This window comes from Streptomyces sp. NPDC031274 (assembly GCF_055570235.1).
Window position 1 is genome coordinate 1 of the sequence record NZ_JBVIHP010000012.1, and the last position, 16,555, is coordinate 16,555.

Consider the following 16,555-nt stretch of genomic DNA (forward strand, 5'->3'; position numbering starts at 1 on the left):
TCCCTCCCCCCCCCTCCCCCCCCCTCCCCCCCCCCCCCCCCCCCCCCCCCCCCCCCCCCCCGCGCCCTTACGCCAGCACGCCAGCCCTGCAGGGATCCCCCTACGCCAGCACGCCACTCTCGCCCGGCAGCGCGAGGTCGACCTCCACCGCGTCCCCGCGGTGCGCCGCCGCAGACGCCAGCGGCGCATGCCCGGCGGCCGTCGCGGCGAGGACGTACGAGCCGTCGCCCGGGACGGAGAGCGAGTAGCGCCCGCCCTCGTCCGTGAGGGCCGAACCGGCCTGCCGCCCCCTGGGGTCGATCAGCGTGACCTTGGCCCGCGCGACCGGCGTCCCGGAGGGGCTGAGCACCCGGCCGTGGAAACCGGCGAGCGCCTCCGTGGCGGCGCGCAGGTTCGCGTCCTCCTCGCTGCTCGCCCGGAGCTGGGTCTTGACCGAGCGGCGGGCGGAGGGCAGGAACAGGGCGAAGACCAGGCCCAGGGCGACCGCGCCCGTGGCGATCAGGAAGGACGTACGGAAGCCCGTCATCGTGGGGATCGCGACGCCGCCCACGTGGTCCGCCGTGTTGGCGAGGACCATGCCGATGACGGCGCTCGAAACCGACGTACCGATCGACCGCATCAGGGTGTTGAGGCCGTTGGCCGCGCCCGTCTCCGAAGGCGGAACGGCCCCGATGATCAGTGCGGGGAGCGAGGAGTAGGCGAGGCCGATGCCCGCGCCGATCACCACCGCGATGATGATCGTCTGCCAGGCGGCGCTCATCAGGCCGAGGCCCGCGCCGTAGCCGATCCCGATGATCAGCATGCCGAGGATGAGGGTCACCTTCGGGCCGTACTTCGCCGACAGGCGCGCGTACACCGGCGCCGTGAACATCATCGTGAGGCCGAGCGGCGCCACGCACAGGCCCGCGACGACCATGGACTGGCCGAGGCCGTAGCCGGTGGAGGTCGGGAGCTGGAGCAGCTGGGGGAGGACCAGCGAGATCGCGTAGAACGCCACGCCGACCGTGATCGAGGCCAGGTTGGTGAACAGGACCGCGGGGCGGGCCGTGGTGCGCAGGTCCACCAGCGGCGCCTTGAGGCGCAGCTCCATCACGCCCCACAGGACCAGGACGACCGCTGCCGCGCCGAACAGGCCGAGCGTCATGCCCGAGGTCCAGCCCCAGTCGCTGCCCTTGGTGATGGGCAGGAGGAAGAGGACAAGGCCCGCGGAGAGGCCCAGCGCGCCGGCGACGTCGAAGGTGCCCTGGGCCTTCACGTCGCTCTCGGGTACGAAGAGGACGGTCAGGAGCATCGATATGACGCCGAGGCCCGCCGCGCCGAAGAACAGCATGTGCCAGTCGGCGTGCTGGGCGGTCAGTGCCGCGAGCGGCAGGGCGAGGCCGCCGCCGACGCCGATGGACGAGCTCATCAGGGCCATCGCGGAGCCGAGCTTCTCGCGGGGCAGCTTGTCGCGCATCAGGCCGATGCCGAGCGGGATGGCGCCCATCGCGAAGCCCTGGAGGGCGCGGCCGACGATCATCACGACGAGGCTGTCGGTGAAGCCGCAGATCAGCGATCCCACGACCATCACGGCCAGGCTCGTCAGAAGCATGCGGCGCTTGCCGTAGAGGTCACCGAGGCGGCCCATGATCGGGGTCGAGACGGCGCCCGCGAGCAGGGTCGCCGTCATGACCCAGGTGGCGTTCGACGGCGTGGTGCTCAGCAGCGTCGGCAGGTCCTTGATGACCGGCACCAGGAGCGTCTGCATCACCGCCACGACGATGCCGGCGAAGGCGAGTACGGGGACGACTCCGCGAGTGCCGCGTTGGTGGGTCGTCGACTGCGTCATTACGTGGGGCCTCCGGGGGCGGTGCAAGGGCTGGCAGGGGTACGTGGGATACGAACCTGTTTCCTGGGGCGACTATTCCGACGGATGTCGTACGAGGGGAATTCTTGACCTGTTGTTAACCGGGCGCTTACGGGCGGACCAGTGGGCGCCCGCGGTCAGGGAGAAGCCGATCCGTATCTGACCTTCCGTCAGATTGGAACGTGTTCTAGTCTGGCGCCGTCCCGGAAGCTGCTACCGGCGAGGACGCGCATGGGCATCGGAATCACACAGGAACAGCGGGAGTTGGCGTCGGCGGTGCGCGGCTGGATCGCCCGCGCCATGCCGCCCGAGGAGATACGCAAACTGCTCGACGCGCCACCAGGGCCGGGCGGCAGGCCCGCGTACTGGGACGGGCTCGCCGAGCAGGGGCTGCTCGCGGTGCACCTGCCCGAGGAGTGCGGCGGCGGGGGCGGCGACCTCGTGGACCTCGCCGTCGCCCTGGAGGAGGCCGGGCGGGCCGCGCTCCCGGGGCCCTACTTCGCGAGCTCCCTCGCCTCGCTCGTGCTGCACCGGGCCGGTGCCCGTGACCTCGCCGCGGGCCTGGCGTCCGGGGCGTGGATCGGCGCCGTCGCGCTCAGTACGGGCACGCTCACCGCGGTGTCCGTGGCGGACCGCTGGGTCCTCGACGGCACCGCGCCGCCCGTCCTCTCCGGGGCGGACGCCGACCTCCTGATCCTGGCCGCGGAGTCCGCGCGCGGCACCGTGTGGCTCGCTGTCGACGCCGCCGAGCTGACCGTACGTACCCAGGAGAGCGCCGATCCGACGCGGCCCACCGCCGAGGTGACGGCGGACGGGGTCCAGGTCCCGGCCGCGCGCGTGCTCGACGTCGACGCGGCGCTCGTGCGCGACCTGGCGTGCGCCCTGTACGCGGCGGACGCGTGCGGGGTGGCGGCCTGGGCCCTTGAGACCGCCGCCGGGCACGCGAAGGTGCGCGAGCAGTTCGGGCGGCCGATCGGGCAGTTCCAGGCGGTCAAGCACGGGTGCGCGGACATGCTGGTGCGCCTCGAACAGGCGCGGGCACTCGCCTGGGACGCGGCGCGGGCGGCGGAGGAGCCCCCGGAGGTGAGAGGGCTCGTCTCCGCGCTCGCCGCCGGCGCCGCGCTCGACGCCGCGTACTCCTGCGCCAAGGACGCCATCCAGATCCTCGGCGGCATCGGCTTCACCTGGGAGCACGACGCGCATCTGTATCTGCGCAGGTCACTGGTTGCCCGGCAGCTGCTCGGCGCCGGTGACACGCACCGGCTGCGGGCGGTCGGGCTCGCGGAGAGCGGGGCGCGGCGCGAGCTGCGCATGGAGCTGCCGCAGGAGGCGGAGGCGTACCGGGACGCGGCCCGCGAGGCCATCGCACCGGCGCGAGGGCTCGACCCGGCCGCGGCCCGCAAGGCACTCGCGCCGACCGGCTACGCGGCGCCCCATCTGCCCGAGCCGTACGGCCTGGGCGCGGGCCCCGTCCAACAGCTCGCCGTACAGCAGGAGCTGGCGACCGCCGGGGTGCGCGTCAGCGATCTCGGGATCGCCACCTGGGTGGTGCCCTCGCTCATCTCGTACGGGACCAGCGAGCAGCAGGAGCGGTTCCTCGCGCCGACGCTCAGGGGCGAGCTGCTGTGGTGCCAGCTGTTCAGCGAGCCGGAGGCGGGCTCCGACCTGGCATCGCTGCGGACGCGGGCGGAGCGGGTCGACGGCGGCTGGCTGATCAACGGCCAGAAGGTATGGACGAGCGCGGCGCAGTGGGCGGACCACGGGATCCTGCTTGCCCGCACGGACCCGGACGCGCCCAAGCACAAGGGCCTGACGTACTTCCTCATCGACATGAAACGGGCCAAGGGCGTCGACATCCGCCCGCTGAAGGAGATCACCGGGGACTCCCTCTTCAACGAGGTCTACTTCGACGACGTACTGCTGCCCGCCGACGCGGTCGTCGGCGAGGTGAACGACGGCTGGCGGGTCGCGCGCCACACTCTCGGCAACGAACGCGTCCACATGGCCGACCAGCTGACCTTCGACACCGGCCTCGAAGCGCTCATCGCGCGCGCCGGTGACCTCGACGGCGCCTGCCGCGCGCGGATCGGCACGCTCGCCGCGGAGGCGCACGCGCTCGCCTGCATCGGCCTGCGGACGACGATGCGGCAGGTGTCCGGCGCGGAACCGGGCGCCGGGGCCTCCATCCGCAAGCTCGTGCAGACCCCGCACCAGCAGAAGGTCGCCGAGCTCGCCCTCGAACTGCTCGGCCCGGCGGGCGCGGTGCGCGAGGGCGCGGGGGAGCGGACGCTGCACGGCCTTTTGATGTCGCGCTGCCTGACCATCGCGGGCGGGACCACGCAGGTGCAGCTGAACGTCGTCGCGGAGCGCCTCCTCGGCCTGCCGAGGGACCCCGAGCCGCGCCCCATCATCTAGAAGGAGCTGGCCAGTGAAGGCGTACATAGTCGGTGTCGGCATGACGAAGTTCGAGAAGCCCGAGACGCGGGACTGGCAGTACTGGGACATGGCGAAGGAGGCGGGGACAAAAGCGCTCGGCGACGCCGGGATCTCGTACGAGCAGGTGGAGCAGGTCCCGGTCGGGTACTGCTTCCAGGCCTCGACGGCGGGGCAGCGGGCCGCGTACGAGCTGGGCCTGACCGGCGTCCCCGTCTACAACGTGAACAACAACTGCGCGACGGCGTCGACCGCGCTGATGATGGCGCGGCAGTTCGTCGAGGGCGGCATCAACGACTGCGTGCTCGCGCTCGGCTTCGAGAAGATGGCGCGCGGCGCGCTGGGCGGAGGGACCGACGGCGGGGACTTCAAGACGTCCCCCGTGGCCAGGCACTACGGCGTGATGGCCGCGGCGCACGGCTTCGAGATGACCCCGCCCACCGCCCAGATCTTCGGCAACGCGGCACGCGAGCACATGGAGAAGTACGGCACGACCGAGGCCCAGCTGGCCGCCGTGGGCGCGAAGAACCACCGGCACTCGGTGCACAATCCGTACGCCCAGTTCCAGGACGAGTACACCGTCGAGGAGATCCTCGCCGCCAAGACCATCCACCGCCCCCTCACCAAGCTGCAGTGCTCGCCGACGTCGGACGGCTCCGCGGCGGCGGTCGTCGCGTCGGAGCGGTTCGTGGAGCGGCACGGCCTTCAGGACCGCGCCGTGGAGATCGCCGCGCAGGCCATGACGACGGACACGGGGGATTCCTTCGACTCGGGCTCGTGCATCGACGTCGTGGGGCAGCCGATGTCGAGGGCGGCGGCCCGGCAGGTGTACGAGGGGTCGGGTCTCGGCATCGAGGACGTCGACGTGATCGAGCTGCACGACTGCTTCTCGATCAACGAGCTCCTCACGTACGAGGCGCTCGGCATGTGCGGGGCGGGGGAGTCCGGGAAGCTCGTCGAGAGCGGGGCGACGACGTACGGCGGGCGGTGGGTGGTGAACCCGTCGGGCGGCCTGATCTCCAAGGGACATCCGCTCGGCGCGACCGGAATCGCCCAAGTGGCGGAACTCACATGGCAGTTGAGGGGAGAGGCCGGGGCTCGGCAGGTGACGGGGGCCCGGGTGGGGATGGCGCACAACATCGGGCTCGGGGGCGCGGCGGTGGTGACGTTGCTGCGTAAGGGATAGGGGGCGGGGCGCCGGGGCTGGGGCGGGTGCGGCGGCCCTGAGACCCGGGCTCGCCCAGGAGAGTCCTGGGCGAGTTCTGAGAGAGACCTAGGACCCGCGGCCGAGGATCTCTGCGCCGAAACCCCGATGCACGGGGCACGCGATCCCTGAGAACATGCCCGTCATGGTCCAAACGCCCCCCGACACTTACATAGCCGCGACCTCGCGCAAGTCCGCACCCGTCTGGGCAGTGCTGCTCGCCGCCTGCGCGGGGCAGTTCCTCGTCGTCCTGGACGTGTCGGTGGTGAACACCGCGCTGCCCTCCATGCGGTCCGACCTGGGCATGAGCGCCGTCGGGCTGCAATGGGTGGTCAACGCGTACTCGATCGCCTTCGCCGGCTTCATGCTGCTCGGCGGGCGGGCCGGGGACCTCTTCGGCCGCAAGCGGATGTTCCTGGTCGGGCTCGGGCTCTTCACGGTTGCCTCGCTCGCGGGCGGGCTCGCGCAGGCCGAGTGGCACCTGCTCGTGGCGCGGGCGGTGCAGGGGCTCGGCGCGGCGGTCCTCGCCCCTTCGACCCTGACGATCCTCACGTCCGCGGTGCCCGAGGGGCCCGCCCGGATAAGGGCGATCGGGACCTGGTCGGCGGTCGGCGCGGGCGGCGGTGCCGCGGGCGGCCTGGTCGGCGGGGTCCTCACCGACCTGCTCTCCTGGCGCTGGGTGCTCCTGATCAACGTGCCGATCGGCGCCCTCGTCATCGTCGCGGGCGTCGCCTGGCTCACCGAGAGCCGGGCCGGTGAGGCACGCCGCCTCGACGTGCCGGGCGCGGTGCTCGTGACGGCGGGGCTCGCCACGCTCGCGTACGGGATCGTGCAGACGGAGGAGAAGGGCTGGACCGCTCAGGCGACCCTGGTGCCACTGTCCGCCGGGCTCCTGCTGCTCGCCCTCTTCGTTCTGGTCGAGGCGCGTACGAAGGTGCCGCTGATGCCGCTGAAACTGTTCAGGGTGCGGTCCGTCTCGGCGGCGAACGCGGCGATGTTCGTGTGTGGCGGCGGGATGTTCGCCATGTGGTTCTTCATGACGCTGTACGCGCAGAACGTCCTGGGGTATTCGGCCCTGAAGGCGGGCCTGGCGTTGATTCCCTCGTCGCTGACGATCGTCTTCGGGTCGAAGCTCGCGCCGCGGCTGATGCCGGTGCTGGGGGCGAAGAACGTCTCCGTGCTCGGGATCGTGATCGCGTCGGCCGGGTTCGGCTGGCAGTCCCTGATGACGGCGGACGGCGGCTACATCACCTCGATCATGCTGCCCGGCATCGTGATGATGTTCGGCGCGGGCCTCGCCACGACGCCGCTCGCGTCCCTTGGCACTTCGGGGGCGGAGCCGGGGGACGCGGGGCTCGTCTCGGGGCTCATCAACACGTCGCGCACGATGGGCGGCGCGTTGGGCCTCGCGGTGCTTTCGACGGTGTCCGCTTCGCGGATGGGGGGTTCGACCACTCCGGAGGCGCTGACGTCCGGGTATGCGATGGCGTTCCGGACGAGTGGGTGCATTTTGTTGGTGGGGGTCGTGGTGCTGCTGGTGTGGATGCCGCGGGACGGTTCCAAGCACTGACCTTCCCCGACCCCGGACCTGCCTGAGGCTCCGCCCCGGACCCCGTACAAGATGTCCTCAGACGCCGGACGGGCTGAAAGATTCAGCCCGTCCGGCGTCTGAGGACGCACTCGGAGCTAAAGCCACCCCCGCTGCCGAGCCTCCCGCACCGCCTCCATCCGGTTCCGCGTCCCCGTCTTCCCGATCGCCCCCGAGAGGTAGTTCCGCACCGTCGACTCCGAAAGGTGCAGCTTTCCGGCGATGTCGGAGACCGTCGCTCCGTCCACGGAGGCCCGCAGCACATCCGCCTCCCGCGCCGTCAGCGGACTGGGCCCCGCGCTCAGGGCCGCCGCCGCCAACGCGGGGTCGATCACCGTCTCGCCCCGCAGCGCCTGGCGGATCGCCTCCGCGAGGTCCTCCACCGGGCCGTCCTTGACCAGGAAGCCCACCGCGCCCGCCTCCATGGCCCGGCGCAGATAGCCGGGCCTGCCGAAGGTCGTGAGGATGAGAACCCGGCACTCGGGGCACTCGTCCCGCAGGTCCGCAGCCGCGTCGAGCCCGCTGCGGCCCGGCAGTTCGATGTCCAGGAGGGCCACGTCGGGGCGGGAGTTCAGCGCCGCGTCGACGATCTCGTCACCCGCGCCGACCTGCGCGACGACCTCGATGTCCTCCTCCATGCCGAGTAGCAGCGCGAGCGCGCCCCGCATCATGCCCTGATCCTCGGCGAGCAGAACTCTTACACACCTTGCAGGGCGGTGGTCCTGCGGCATCTCGTCCATGGGCTCAGGCTAAGGCCAGCGCCCCAGCTCAGGGCAGCAATAACCCCGGCCGGCACACGGGGAACGCGCCGGCGGAGCCGTGTGGATCGTCAGTCCTCTTCGGGCGGGAAGACGAACCCCCGCGTCGGACCTTGCTGCCGCTTCTCCGGGGGCTCGGGGCTGGTCTCGCGGAACTTCGCCACGACGGACGCCAGCGCGTCAGCGGTCGTGTCCTTGCGAGTCGCCGGATCGGCACTGTCGTACACACGCCACGCCCCCGCCGGGTCCTCCGGATCTTCCGGCGCGACCACGCCGGGGATACCCAGACGCCTCAACGTGGCGTCCACCTGCCGGGCCTGCTCCGCGTCCATAACCTCACCTCTCAGCCGTACGTGCGGGCAGCCTAGCTACCGCCGCCCCCACTCCCGCCCGAGCAGTGCGAAGCGCACTTGCCGGGGTTGATCGGCCCGCACCCGCCCGGCTTGGGAGTGTGCGAGCAGTTCGCGGCCACGGCTACCAGAGCCCTGGTCGGCCCTGTCCATAGCTCACTGTCCACGCTGTACCCGGCCTGTTCGATCAGCGCCACCGTGCGAGTCAGCGCGTGCGGGTCGTGCCGCTCCTCGTCGGGTCGCTCCGGCCAGTGGTCTACGAACCGCCCCAGCCGCTCGCACAGCTTCGCGTACAGGTTCGTATGCAAGATCAGTGCGTGCCATCCCTCGTCCACGACGTTGGACGGAGTGATCTTCACCGTGGGGAACTGGGCAGCAGCGGCAACGAACTTGAGCGCTTCCACCACGATCCGCTGTGCCGTAGCGTCGGGCATGTCGGGGTTGTTGTCGCGCACTGTGGCGACTACACCCCCGAACCCGTCAGGGGTCAGTAGGGCGCGTGCATCGTGCATGTGCGTTCCTCCCTGATAGAGGCCCGCCCCGGTTGCTCGACCTGTCCAGGGTTTCCACCAACCAGGGCGGGCGCTTGTGCCCCACCCGGCCACTCCACTTCATGGGGCGTGCGACCGGACGGGGGCTTGTACCTGTCTCTCCTGGGGGCTTCCCCTGGGGTTGGGAGACTCGATGCGGTATCGACTTCCGCAGGAGAGACAGGGGCTTAGAGACGTGCCGTCAGCGTGTAGCCAACGGCCGCGTAGGTGACGAACGTTGAGGCCCTGCGGGGGCGGTCACGTCCTCGGCCTCACCTGTCGGAAACAGAAGTTGTGCCAGTACACGACTTCCGTGTCCCCGCCCCCTTGGCGCTCGATCCGGCGGGCGGGATCAAGGGGCTTGATGGGCTTGCCGCACTTCTCACAGTCGGGTCTGTCCTCAGTGAACGTGACGTACCCGGCTTCCCCGTTGATTGGGTCAGTCGCGGGCGCATTGGGTTTCGCTGTCATCGGCGCAGTCCCCTCGCGTGATCCGTTAGCTACCACGCTAGGAACCCCAGGCCCCCAACTCACAGCCGATTGCGCCTGATTGCGCGCGGATTACCGCAGCGAGTCACGCGCCTTGATGATCAGCGCGCGGGCCTTCTGGCCGTAGACCGCCATGTCGGCCAGCGTGGCGAACGTGTCGGCGTACATGCCCACCTCGCTGGGCTGCGTCAGTGTGAGATGCCCGGAGACAAGCTCCACGTTCACCTGAGCCGTGTCGAAGATCCAGAACCCCTCCACCGGCATGCGAGTCCGCTCTAGACGGGTGGGGACCACTCCCACGCTGATGTTGGGCAGGGTGCTGACCGTGAGCAGTCGCTCAAGCTGTTCGGTCTGTGTGTCAGCGTCCCCGAGCCCGTTGCTCAACACGGATTCCTCGACCAGGAACGCGAAGCGGCGAGGAGCGTCGTGGAGCACGCGTTGGCGCTCCATGCGGACGGCGACCGCGTCGGCCACGTCATCAACCGTGACCCGCCTTCGCTGGACAGCGCGCAACACGTCCTCGGTGTATCCAGCGGTTTGAAGGAGACCCGGCACGAACCATGAGGAGTAGGCACGGAACCAGTGGGTTCGCTCGAACAGAGGCAGAACGGCCTGCTGCGCCCGTCGCAGCCCTGCACGCTCCATACGGCGCCATTCCACCCACATGCCTTCTACGTCCCGCAGGGAGGCCACCAGGTCCGCCGTCTGCTCCTCGGCGCCGCAGGCTGCGCACCATGCGCGAATGTCATCCTCACTGGGCTTCTGCCGACCCGTCGCGATGCGGGAGACCTTGGACGGGGCCCAGCCGCACAGCGCGGCTACTTCCTTCCCCTCCAACCCGGAGTCCTTGACCAGCTCGCGTAGGCGGTTGGCAAGGAGCTGCCGGGCTTGCTGGACGCTGCTTGATTCGGGCATGACGCGCTAGACCGGCTTGTACTCCTCATGTGGCGTGGCCCGCTGCCAGACCAACTCAAATGCAGATGTGACCAGTTGGACGGTCTTGGCGTCGGTTCGCAACTCTCGGTCAACGACTTCCCCGACCCCGGAAAAGTACGTGAACAGGACCGTTTCCCCGTCGAACATCCACAGGTCAGTACCGGGCAGCGGGATGTCGGCAGCCCGGCGCCGGGGCAGCCAGCGCACCAGCTCACCCGCCGCCACGTTGGCGAACGTCATGTCGTGCTCGTATCGGATGTAGTCCGTCAGCGGCTCCGACACGATCCGAGCCCGCCGCATCACCACGCCGCGAGCAGTCGTCTCCTGTACCAGGTCCTGCCACGTCCCCCACCAGTCAGGAAGCCTCGCAGGATCGCCGTCGTATCGGTGGCCAGCGCGCCAGCGGGCGAACTCCGGATCATCCGGGGTGTATGCGTCGCGCATCTCCAGACGTACGGCGGAGTGCCGGGCCTTCGCCAGCCCCTCACGTACGGGGTACTTCACCGTTGTCGCCCTCCGGTCGCGGGATGTACTTCAGCATGACAGCGGGGAGCCGGATGCTCGCCTCGTGATCCAGAACGTCCGTGCTGTGACCGGGGATTGACCCGATCTCCTGGCACCCCTTCACCTCTTCCTCCGTGGCCTTGTAGGACTGGATCAGCAGATCCCCCGTGTCCTCGTCCAGCCAGATGGTCGGGGAGTCGTCAACGGGGGTGTTCGGGATGATCCCCAGGAACCGGCAGCTTCATGGTTGCCCCCTCGCTGTGTCGATCCGATTGCTATCGATTGCTTGACCGTCACCCCTGCGACGGATCAGCGCAAGAGGGCGTGCGGGCCTTCGCTCCGCAGGCGATCCGCAGTGCTCAACTCCCTTGCTGGGGCTGGGTAAGCCCCGCGAGCAGGCGAAGTCCGCACGCCGGGGTGCTCGACCATCTGGCCGGTACTGCCGGGGGCCATCCGGCCGTCAGCGTGGACCTGCGCGTCTGACTCAGCGGCCTCGACCACGAGGGCGTCAGTCATTCATGGGGTGTGCTCCTCCACAACGGGGCCGGTCACTACGGGGCCGGTCGCAGCGGAGCCGGTCACCTCGGGGCCGGTGCTGAACTCGGTGACCGGCAGCTCCGCCGTGACCCGGAAGCCGCCGCGCGGCGCCGGGCCGGAGTCCAGGGAGCCGCCCGCCGCCGCGAGGCGTTCGGCCAGGCCCTTCAGCCCGCTGCCGGGCGCTGTCGAGCCTACGCCGCGGCCGTCGTCGGTGATCAGCAGCCGAGTCCGTTCGGCGGTGCCGCTCACCTCGATCTCGCAGCGGGTCGCCTTGGAGTGGCGTACGACATTCGTGGCGGACTCCCGGACCACCCAGCCGAGCAGCGCCGCCGTCTGGGGGGCCAGGGGTGGTCCTGACTGGCTTACGGCCGACTCGATGCCCGCCGCGTCCAGGAGGTCGCGGGCCCGGTCGAGTTCGGTGGCGAGGCTGCCCTCGCGGTAGCCGGTGACCGCCTCGCGGATCTCGGTCAGGGCCTGGCGGCCGACGGACTCGATGTCGGAGACCTGGCCGAGCGCCGCGTCCAGGTCGCGGGGGGCCAGACGGCGTGTGGCCTCCGCCTTGACCACGATCACCGAGAGCGTGTGGCCAAGCAGGTCGTGCAGGTCGCGGGAGAAGCGCAGCCGCTCCTTCTCGACGGCGGTGCGGGCCAGCTCCTCGCGGGTGGTGCGCAGTTCCTTGACCGTCTCGGAGAGGGCCAGGATCGCCGCCGTCACCATGACGGAGAGGAACGTGCCGTACGCGATCCCCGCCGCGTCCCAGCCCTCCTTCAGCCCGCCGATCACCGCCGCGGAGATGCTCAGGGCGAACCCCGCGGGAGCGAGCTGCTTGCCCCGCAGGACCGAGCCGGTCGCCAGGCCGAGCAGCGGGAAGAACATCAGCCAGCTGCCGCCGTAGCCGATGGCGAGGGCGAAGGTGACCGCGGTGAGGCCGAGCAGCGAGTACTTGGTGGCGCGCGCCTCCCGGGCCTGCTTGGTGAAGGCGCGGAACACCACGGAGACGTAGAGGGAGTTGAAGGTCAGCAGGCCGATCCCGGCGAGCCAGGGGTTGCCCGCCTTGCCCTGGAGGAGGTTGGAGAAGGAGCCCATGCCCATCAGGAGCCAGGGCAGCATCGCGAAGCCGTTGGGCGGGCCCAGGTCCTCCGGCTTGCTCCGGCCCGACTTCTCATGCGCCCGCATCTCGGCGAGCTGCTCCCTGCTGCTGTGTTTCAAGGCCGCGAGACGCCTGTGCCCCCGCCAGAAGCTCTTCACCGGCATTGCTTCTCCTGTCGTGCCGTGGCGCCTCGGCGGTGTCGTCGCGTGGCGCCTCTTCGGCGTCGTCATGTGGCGCCTCGTCGGTGTCGTCATACCGTCCGCGCGGCCCGGCGGTAGGAGGTCACAGCGTACGAACCGAAGACGAGCAGCCAGAGGGCCAGTATCGCGACCGTGCCGAAACCGATGCCTCCGCCGTCCGTCACGGACGTGCCGAGCTGCGCGAAGCGGTGCGTGGGCGTGTAGTCGGACAGGGTGCGCAGCCAGCCGGGGAACAGGTCGACGGGGAACCAGAGGCCGCCGAGCACCGCGAGCCCTAGATTGCAGGCCGTGTTCACCACGCCCGTGGTCTGCGCGGTCAAGCGGTAGCCGTTGCCGAGCCCCAGCATCGTGAAGGGCAGCGAGCCGAGCCAGAGCAGCACCGCTGCCGCCGTCCACTGCCAGACCTCCAGGCGTACGCCGTTGACCAGGCCGCCCGCGGCGAACACCGCCACGATCGACGGAAGCACGGTCACCGCACCGGTCAGGGCGCGGCCCGTCACGACCTCGCGCGGCGTCATCGGCGTGACCCGCAGCTGCCGCAGCCAGCCGATCGTCTTGTCCTCGGCGACACCGGTGCCGGTGCTCATGGCGGCGATCACGGCCCCGTACGCGGCCATGCCGATCATCGACGTCGTCTTCCAGTCGTCGTGTCCGGAACCGCCGCCGATGTTGGTGAACAGCAGATACATGAGGACAGGGAGTCCGATGCCGCCGATCACGAAGCCGGTGTCGCGGAGCGTCCTGCGTACTTCGAGCCTGGCGTAGTCGAACATCACACGGTCTCCGTGGTGAGAGGGGCGGGCGGGGAAGCAGGAGTGGTCAGGGCCAGGAACGCCTCGTCGAGCGAGGCCGCCGTGACCTGAAGGCCGCGGATCGCGCCGAGTTCCGCGAGCGCGACCACGGTCGCGTCGGAGTCCGCCGTACGCAGCCGGGCCCGGTCCCCGTGCACCTCGACGGAGATCACGCCGGGCAGCAGCGCCAGGCCCTCCGTACCGTGCCCGGCCAGGTCGAAGGAGACGGTGTTGCCGCCCGCGGACCGCTTGACCTGCTCGCCGCTGCCGTCGGCGACGATCCGGCCGTGGTCCATGACGACGATCCGGTCGGCGTGCCGGTCCGCCTCCTCCAGGTAGTGGGGGAGAACAGGACGGTGTTGCCGCGCCGCGCGTAGGAGCGCATCGACGCCCAGAACTCCTGCCGCGCCTCCACGTCGAGGGCGGCGGTCGGCTCGTCGAGGACGATCAGCGACGGGTTCCCGGCAAGGGCGGACGCGAACCGCACCCGCTGTGTCTGGCCCCCGGACAGCTTGTCGACGCGCCGACCGGCAAGCTCCTCGATCCCGGCGAGCGCGAGGGCCTCACCGACGGGCAGCGGCGCCGGATAGCGCCCGGCCACGAAGGAGACCAGCTCGCGCACGGTGACCCGCGGGACCAGGCGGCCCTCCTGGAGCATGGCGCCCACGTGCCCGGCGCGCACGGCGTCCTCGGGCGGACCGCCGAAGAGCTCGACGCGGCCCGAGTCGGGGTCGTCGAGGCCGAGCAGGAGGGAGATCGTCGTGGACTTGCCCGCGCCGTTGCGGCCGAGCAGGGCGACGGTCTCGCCGCGGTGGATCTCCAGGTCGATGCCGTCGACGGCGCGGAGCCGGCCGAAGGCCTTGACCGCGCCGGTGAACGCCACGGCCCGCTCGGCGGGACGCCCGGTGGGAGGCCCAGAGGGATGCTCGGAGGGAACTGTCTTCGTCATGGCTATGACGCTACGAATCCGGGGCGGTGCGGCGGCAGATGCGGTTGTACGGACTCGGCCGGTACAAATGTCACACGCGTGATCGGTGGCGTATCTGACGTGACGTCAGGAGTCTTCACAACTACCGGACGCTCAGCTATACATGGGATCGCCGGACTGGAACGCGTTCTAGAACGGGCTCCTTCCGGCCCTGTTGCGACCTCGGTGCGACCGACGGTGCGGACGGTCGCACCGAGGTCTTCAGACCGGCCAAGGAGCTGCCACCACATGCCCATCGATGCCGCGAAAGCACTGGCCGCGGAGCCCAGGTCGGCCGAGATCACCTGGGATCACAAGGACGTCCAGCTCTACCACCTGGGCCTGGGAGCGGGCGTCCCCGCCACCGATCCCGACGAGCTGCGCTACACCCTGGAGTCCCGACTGCACGTCCTGCCCAGCTTCGCGACCGTCGCGGGCGCGGGCATGGGCGTCGTCGGCGGGCTCTCGTCGCCCGGCATCGAGGTGAACCTGGCCGCGGTGCTGCACGGCGGCCAGAGCGTCACGCTGCACCGCCCGATCCCGGCCGAGGGCAAGGCCACCACCACCTCCGAAGTCGCCGCCGTGTACGACAAGGGCAAGGCCGCGATCCTCGTCCTGCGCACCGAAGTGGCCGACGAGGAAGGCCCGTTGTGGACCAGCGACGCCCAGATCTTCGTACGCGGTGAAGGCGGATTCGGCGGCGAACGCGGACCCTCCACCCGCCTCCCCGCCCCCGAGGGCGAGCCCGACAAGGTCGTCGAGCGCGCCGTCCGCGAGGAGCAGGCGCTGCTCTACCGCCTCTCCGGGGACTGGAATCCCCTGCACGCCGACCCCGAGTTCGCCAAGCTCGCGGGCTTCGACCGGCCGATCCTGCACGGCCTGTGCACCTACGGGATGACGCTGAAGGCCGTCGTCGACACGGTCCTCGGCGGCGACGTCTCGCGGGTGCGCGGCTACAGCACGCGCTTCACCGGGATCGTCTTCCCGGGCGAGACCCTGCGGATCCGGATGTGGCGCTCCGAGGGCCGCGTCCAAGTGGCGGTGACGGCGGTCGAACGGGACGACGCGCCGGTCCTCGCCGACACGATCGTCGAACACGCCTGAAGCTTCGGGCACGCCTGAAGCTTCGGGCACGCCTGCGCCTTCGGGCACGCCTGAAGCTTCGGGCACGCCTGCGTCTTCGGGCACGTCTGAAGCCCCGGACACGCCTGAAGCCCCGGACATGCCTGAATCTTCGTACGAGAGGAGCCGCACCATGCGCGCAGCCGTGCTGCACGAGATAGGCCAGGACAAGCTAGAGGTCCTCGACGACGTCGAGACGGTGGGCTTCGGCCCCGGCAAGGTGAAGATCCGGGTACGGGCCACCGGCCTGTGCCACTCCGACGTCTCCGCGATGAACGGCGTACTTCCGCAGCCCGGTCCTTTCATCCCCGGCCATGAGGGCGCGGGCGAGATCCTCGACGTCGGCGACGGAGTGAGCGGCATCAGCCGGGGAGACAGGGTCCTGGTGTGCTGGCTGCCCGCCTGCGGCCAGTGTCCGGCGTGCAAGCGTGGCCAGAGTCAGCTGTGCCTCGCCGGGTTCATGAACGCGGGCACGCCCAACTTCAAGCGCCCGAGCGGTGACGTCTTCGGCTTCGCGGGCACGGGGACCTTCACCGAGGAGGTCGTGGTCGACGCGGGCTGCGCCGTGCCGATCCCGGACGACGTGCCCTTCGACATCGCGGCCCTCATCGGCTGCGGAGTCACGACGGGGCTCGGCGCTGCCATCAACACCGCTGATGTGAAAGCCGGTTCGTCGGTCGCCGTCATCGGCTGCGGCGGTGTCGGCATCTCCGCGATCCAGGGCGCGCGGCTCAAGGGCGCCGCGCAGATCATCGCCGTCGACCCGGTCGAGTCGCGGCGCGAGGCCGCGCTGCGGTTCGGTGCGACGGAGGCGGTCGCACCGGACGCCCTTGAGGACGCCAAGCAGCGGATCACCGGGGGCGAGGGCTTCGACTACGTCTTCGAGGTCGTCGGGAAATCCGCCACAGCCCGCACCGCGTACGAGACCACGCGACGCGGCGGCACCCTCGTCATCGTCGGCGCGGGCGCCATGGACGACAACCTCCAGCTGAACATGTTCGAGCTGTTCTTCGACGAGAAGAAGATCCTGCCGTCCATGTACGGCGGCGGCGACGTCCTGCGGTCCTACGAGCGGGCCATCGCGCTGTGGCGCGCGGGCCGGATCGACCTGGAGAGCATGATCACCCACCGGGTGCCGCTCTCCGAGATCAACGAAGCGCTTGACCAGATGCGTACGGGCGTCGCGCTGCGTACGTGCATCGAGATCTGA

At 70.5% G+C, this 16,555-nt stretch carries 14 protein-coding genes and 1 pseudogene; 5 read left to right on the forward strand and 10 right to left on the reverse strand.

The window, feature by feature from the left end; genetic code table 11:
* Nucleotides 1-100: 100 nt before the first annotated feature.
* Nucleotides 101-1,828 (reverse strand): MFS transporter, encoded by a 1,728-nt coding sequence (locus ACZ5CR_RS20020; RefSeq protein WP_468859242.1) that lies wholly within the window; start codon nucleotides 1,826-1,828, stop codon nucleotides 101-103.
* A 249-nt stretch (nucleotides 1,829-2,077) separates the two neighbouring features.
* On the opposite strand from ACZ5CR_RS20020, the gene ACZ5CR_RS20025 reads away from it, so the two are divergent.
* From ACZ5CR_RS20025 to ACZ5CR_RS20035, 3 genes are all read left to right on the forward strand, one after another.
* Nucleotides 2,078-4,261: an acyl-CoA dehydrogenase gene (locus ACZ5CR_RS20025; protein ID WP_468859243.1), complete on the forward strand. Its 2,184-nt coding sequence runs from the start codon at nucleotides 2,078-2,080 to the stop codon at nucleotides 4,259-4,261.
* Nucleotides 4,262-4,274: 13 nt separating this feature from the next.
* A complete protein-coding gene (locus ACZ5CR_RS20030; protein WP_468859245.1) occupies nucleotides 4,275-5,465 on the forward strand; it encodes a lipid-transfer protein in 1,191 nt (396 codons plus the stop codon).
* Nucleotides 5,466-5,628: 163 nt separating this feature from the next.
* Nucleotides 5,629-7,053, forward strand: coding sequence for an MFS transporter (locus ACZ5CR_RS20035; protein ID WP_468859247.1), 1,425 nt, complete (start codon nucleotides 5,629-5,631; stop codon nucleotides 7,051-7,053).
* A 116-nt stretch (nucleotides 7,054-7,169) separates the two neighbouring features.
* Here ACZ5CR_RS20035 and ACZ5CR_RS20040 read toward each other — a convergent pair whose 3' ends face one another.
* The 9 genes and pseudogenes from ACZ5CR_RS20040 to ACZ5CR_RS20080 form a co-directional block, all read right to left on the reverse strand.
* On the reverse strand, nucleotides 7,170-7,811 hold the full coding sequence (locus tag ACZ5CR_RS20040; protein WP_468859249.1) for a response regulator: 642 nt from the start codon (nucleotides 7,809-7,811) through the stop codon (nucleotides 7,170-7,172).
* A gap of 89 nt (nucleotides 7,812-7,900) precedes the next feature.
* Nucleotides 7,901-8,161 carry a hypothetical protein gene (locus ACZ5CR_RS20045; protein ID WP_384256738.1) on the reverse strand — a complete coding sequence of 87 codons (261 nt, stop codon included), beginning with the start codon at nucleotides 8,159-8,161 and terminating at the stop codon, nucleotides 7,901-7,903.
* A gap of 32 nt (nucleotides 8,162-8,193) precedes the next feature.
* Nucleotides 8,194-8,691 carry a glycine-rich domain-containing protein gene (locus tag ACZ5CR_RS20050; protein WP_468859251.1) on the reverse strand — a complete coding sequence of 166 codons (498 nt, stop codon included), beginning with the start codon at nucleotides 8,689-8,691 and terminating at the stop codon, nucleotides 8,194-8,196.
* 579 nt (nucleotides 8,692-9,270) lie between these two features.
* Nucleotides 9,271-10,113, reverse strand: coding sequence for a helix-turn-helix domain-containing protein (locus ACZ5CR_RS20055; RefSeq protein WP_468859253.1), 843 nt, complete (start codon nucleotides 10,111-10,113; stop codon nucleotides 9,271-9,273).
* A 6-nt stretch (nucleotides 10,114-10,119) separates the two neighbouring features.
* Complete coding sequence (locus ACZ5CR_RS20060; RefSeq protein WP_468859254.1) at nucleotides 10,120-10,638, reverse strand: DUF6879 family protein; 519 nt, start codon at nucleotides 10,636-10,638, stop codon at nucleotides 10,120-10,122.
* A complete protein-coding gene (locus ACZ5CR_RS20065) occupies nucleotides 10,619-10,867 on the reverse strand; it encodes a hypothetical protein (protein WP_468859580.1) in 249 nt (82 codons plus the stop codon). The genes ACZ5CR_RS20060 and ACZ5CR_RS20065 overlap by 20 nt, the downstream gene beginning before the upstream one ends.
* Before the next feature lie 287 nt (nucleotides 10,868-11,154).
* Nucleotides 11,155-12,429: a sensor histidine kinase gene (locus tag ACZ5CR_RS20070; RefSeq protein ID WP_468859256.1), complete on the reverse strand. Its 1,275-nt coding sequence runs from the start codon at nucleotides 12,427-12,429 to the stop codon at nucleotides 11,155-11,157.
* Between the two features lie 86 nt (nucleotides 12,430-12,515).
* The gene (locus tag ACZ5CR_RS20075; RefSeq protein ID WP_468859258.1) at nucleotides 12,516-13,238 is read right to left on the reverse strand and encodes an ABC transporter permease; all 723 of its coding nucleotides are present in this window, start codon (nucleotides 13,236-13,238) and stop codon (nucleotides 12,516-12,518) included.
* Nucleotides 13,238-14,139: pseudogene (locus tag ACZ5CR_RS20080) on the reverse strand (ABC transporter ATP-binding protein). Before ACZ5CR_RS20080 ends, ACZ5CR_RS20075 begins: the two are co-directional and overlap by 1 nt.
* Before the next feature lie 333 nt (nucleotides 14,140-14,472).
* Here ACZ5CR_RS20080 and ACZ5CR_RS20085 point away from each other — a divergent pair.
* Nucleotides 14,473-15,327 carry a MaoC/PaaZ C-terminal domain-containing protein gene (locus ACZ5CR_RS20085; RefSeq protein WP_468859259.1) on the forward strand — a complete coding sequence of 285 codons (855 nt, stop codon included), beginning with the start codon at nucleotides 14,473-14,475 and terminating at the stop codon, nucleotides 15,325-15,327.
* A 151-nt stretch (nucleotides 15,328-15,478) separates the two neighbouring features.
* On the forward strand, nucleotides 15,479-16,555 hold the full coding sequence (locus tag ACZ5CR_RS20090) for a Zn-dependent alcohol dehydrogenase (protein ID WP_468859261.1): 1,077 nt from the start codon (nucleotides 15,479-15,481) through the stop codon (nucleotides 16,553-16,555).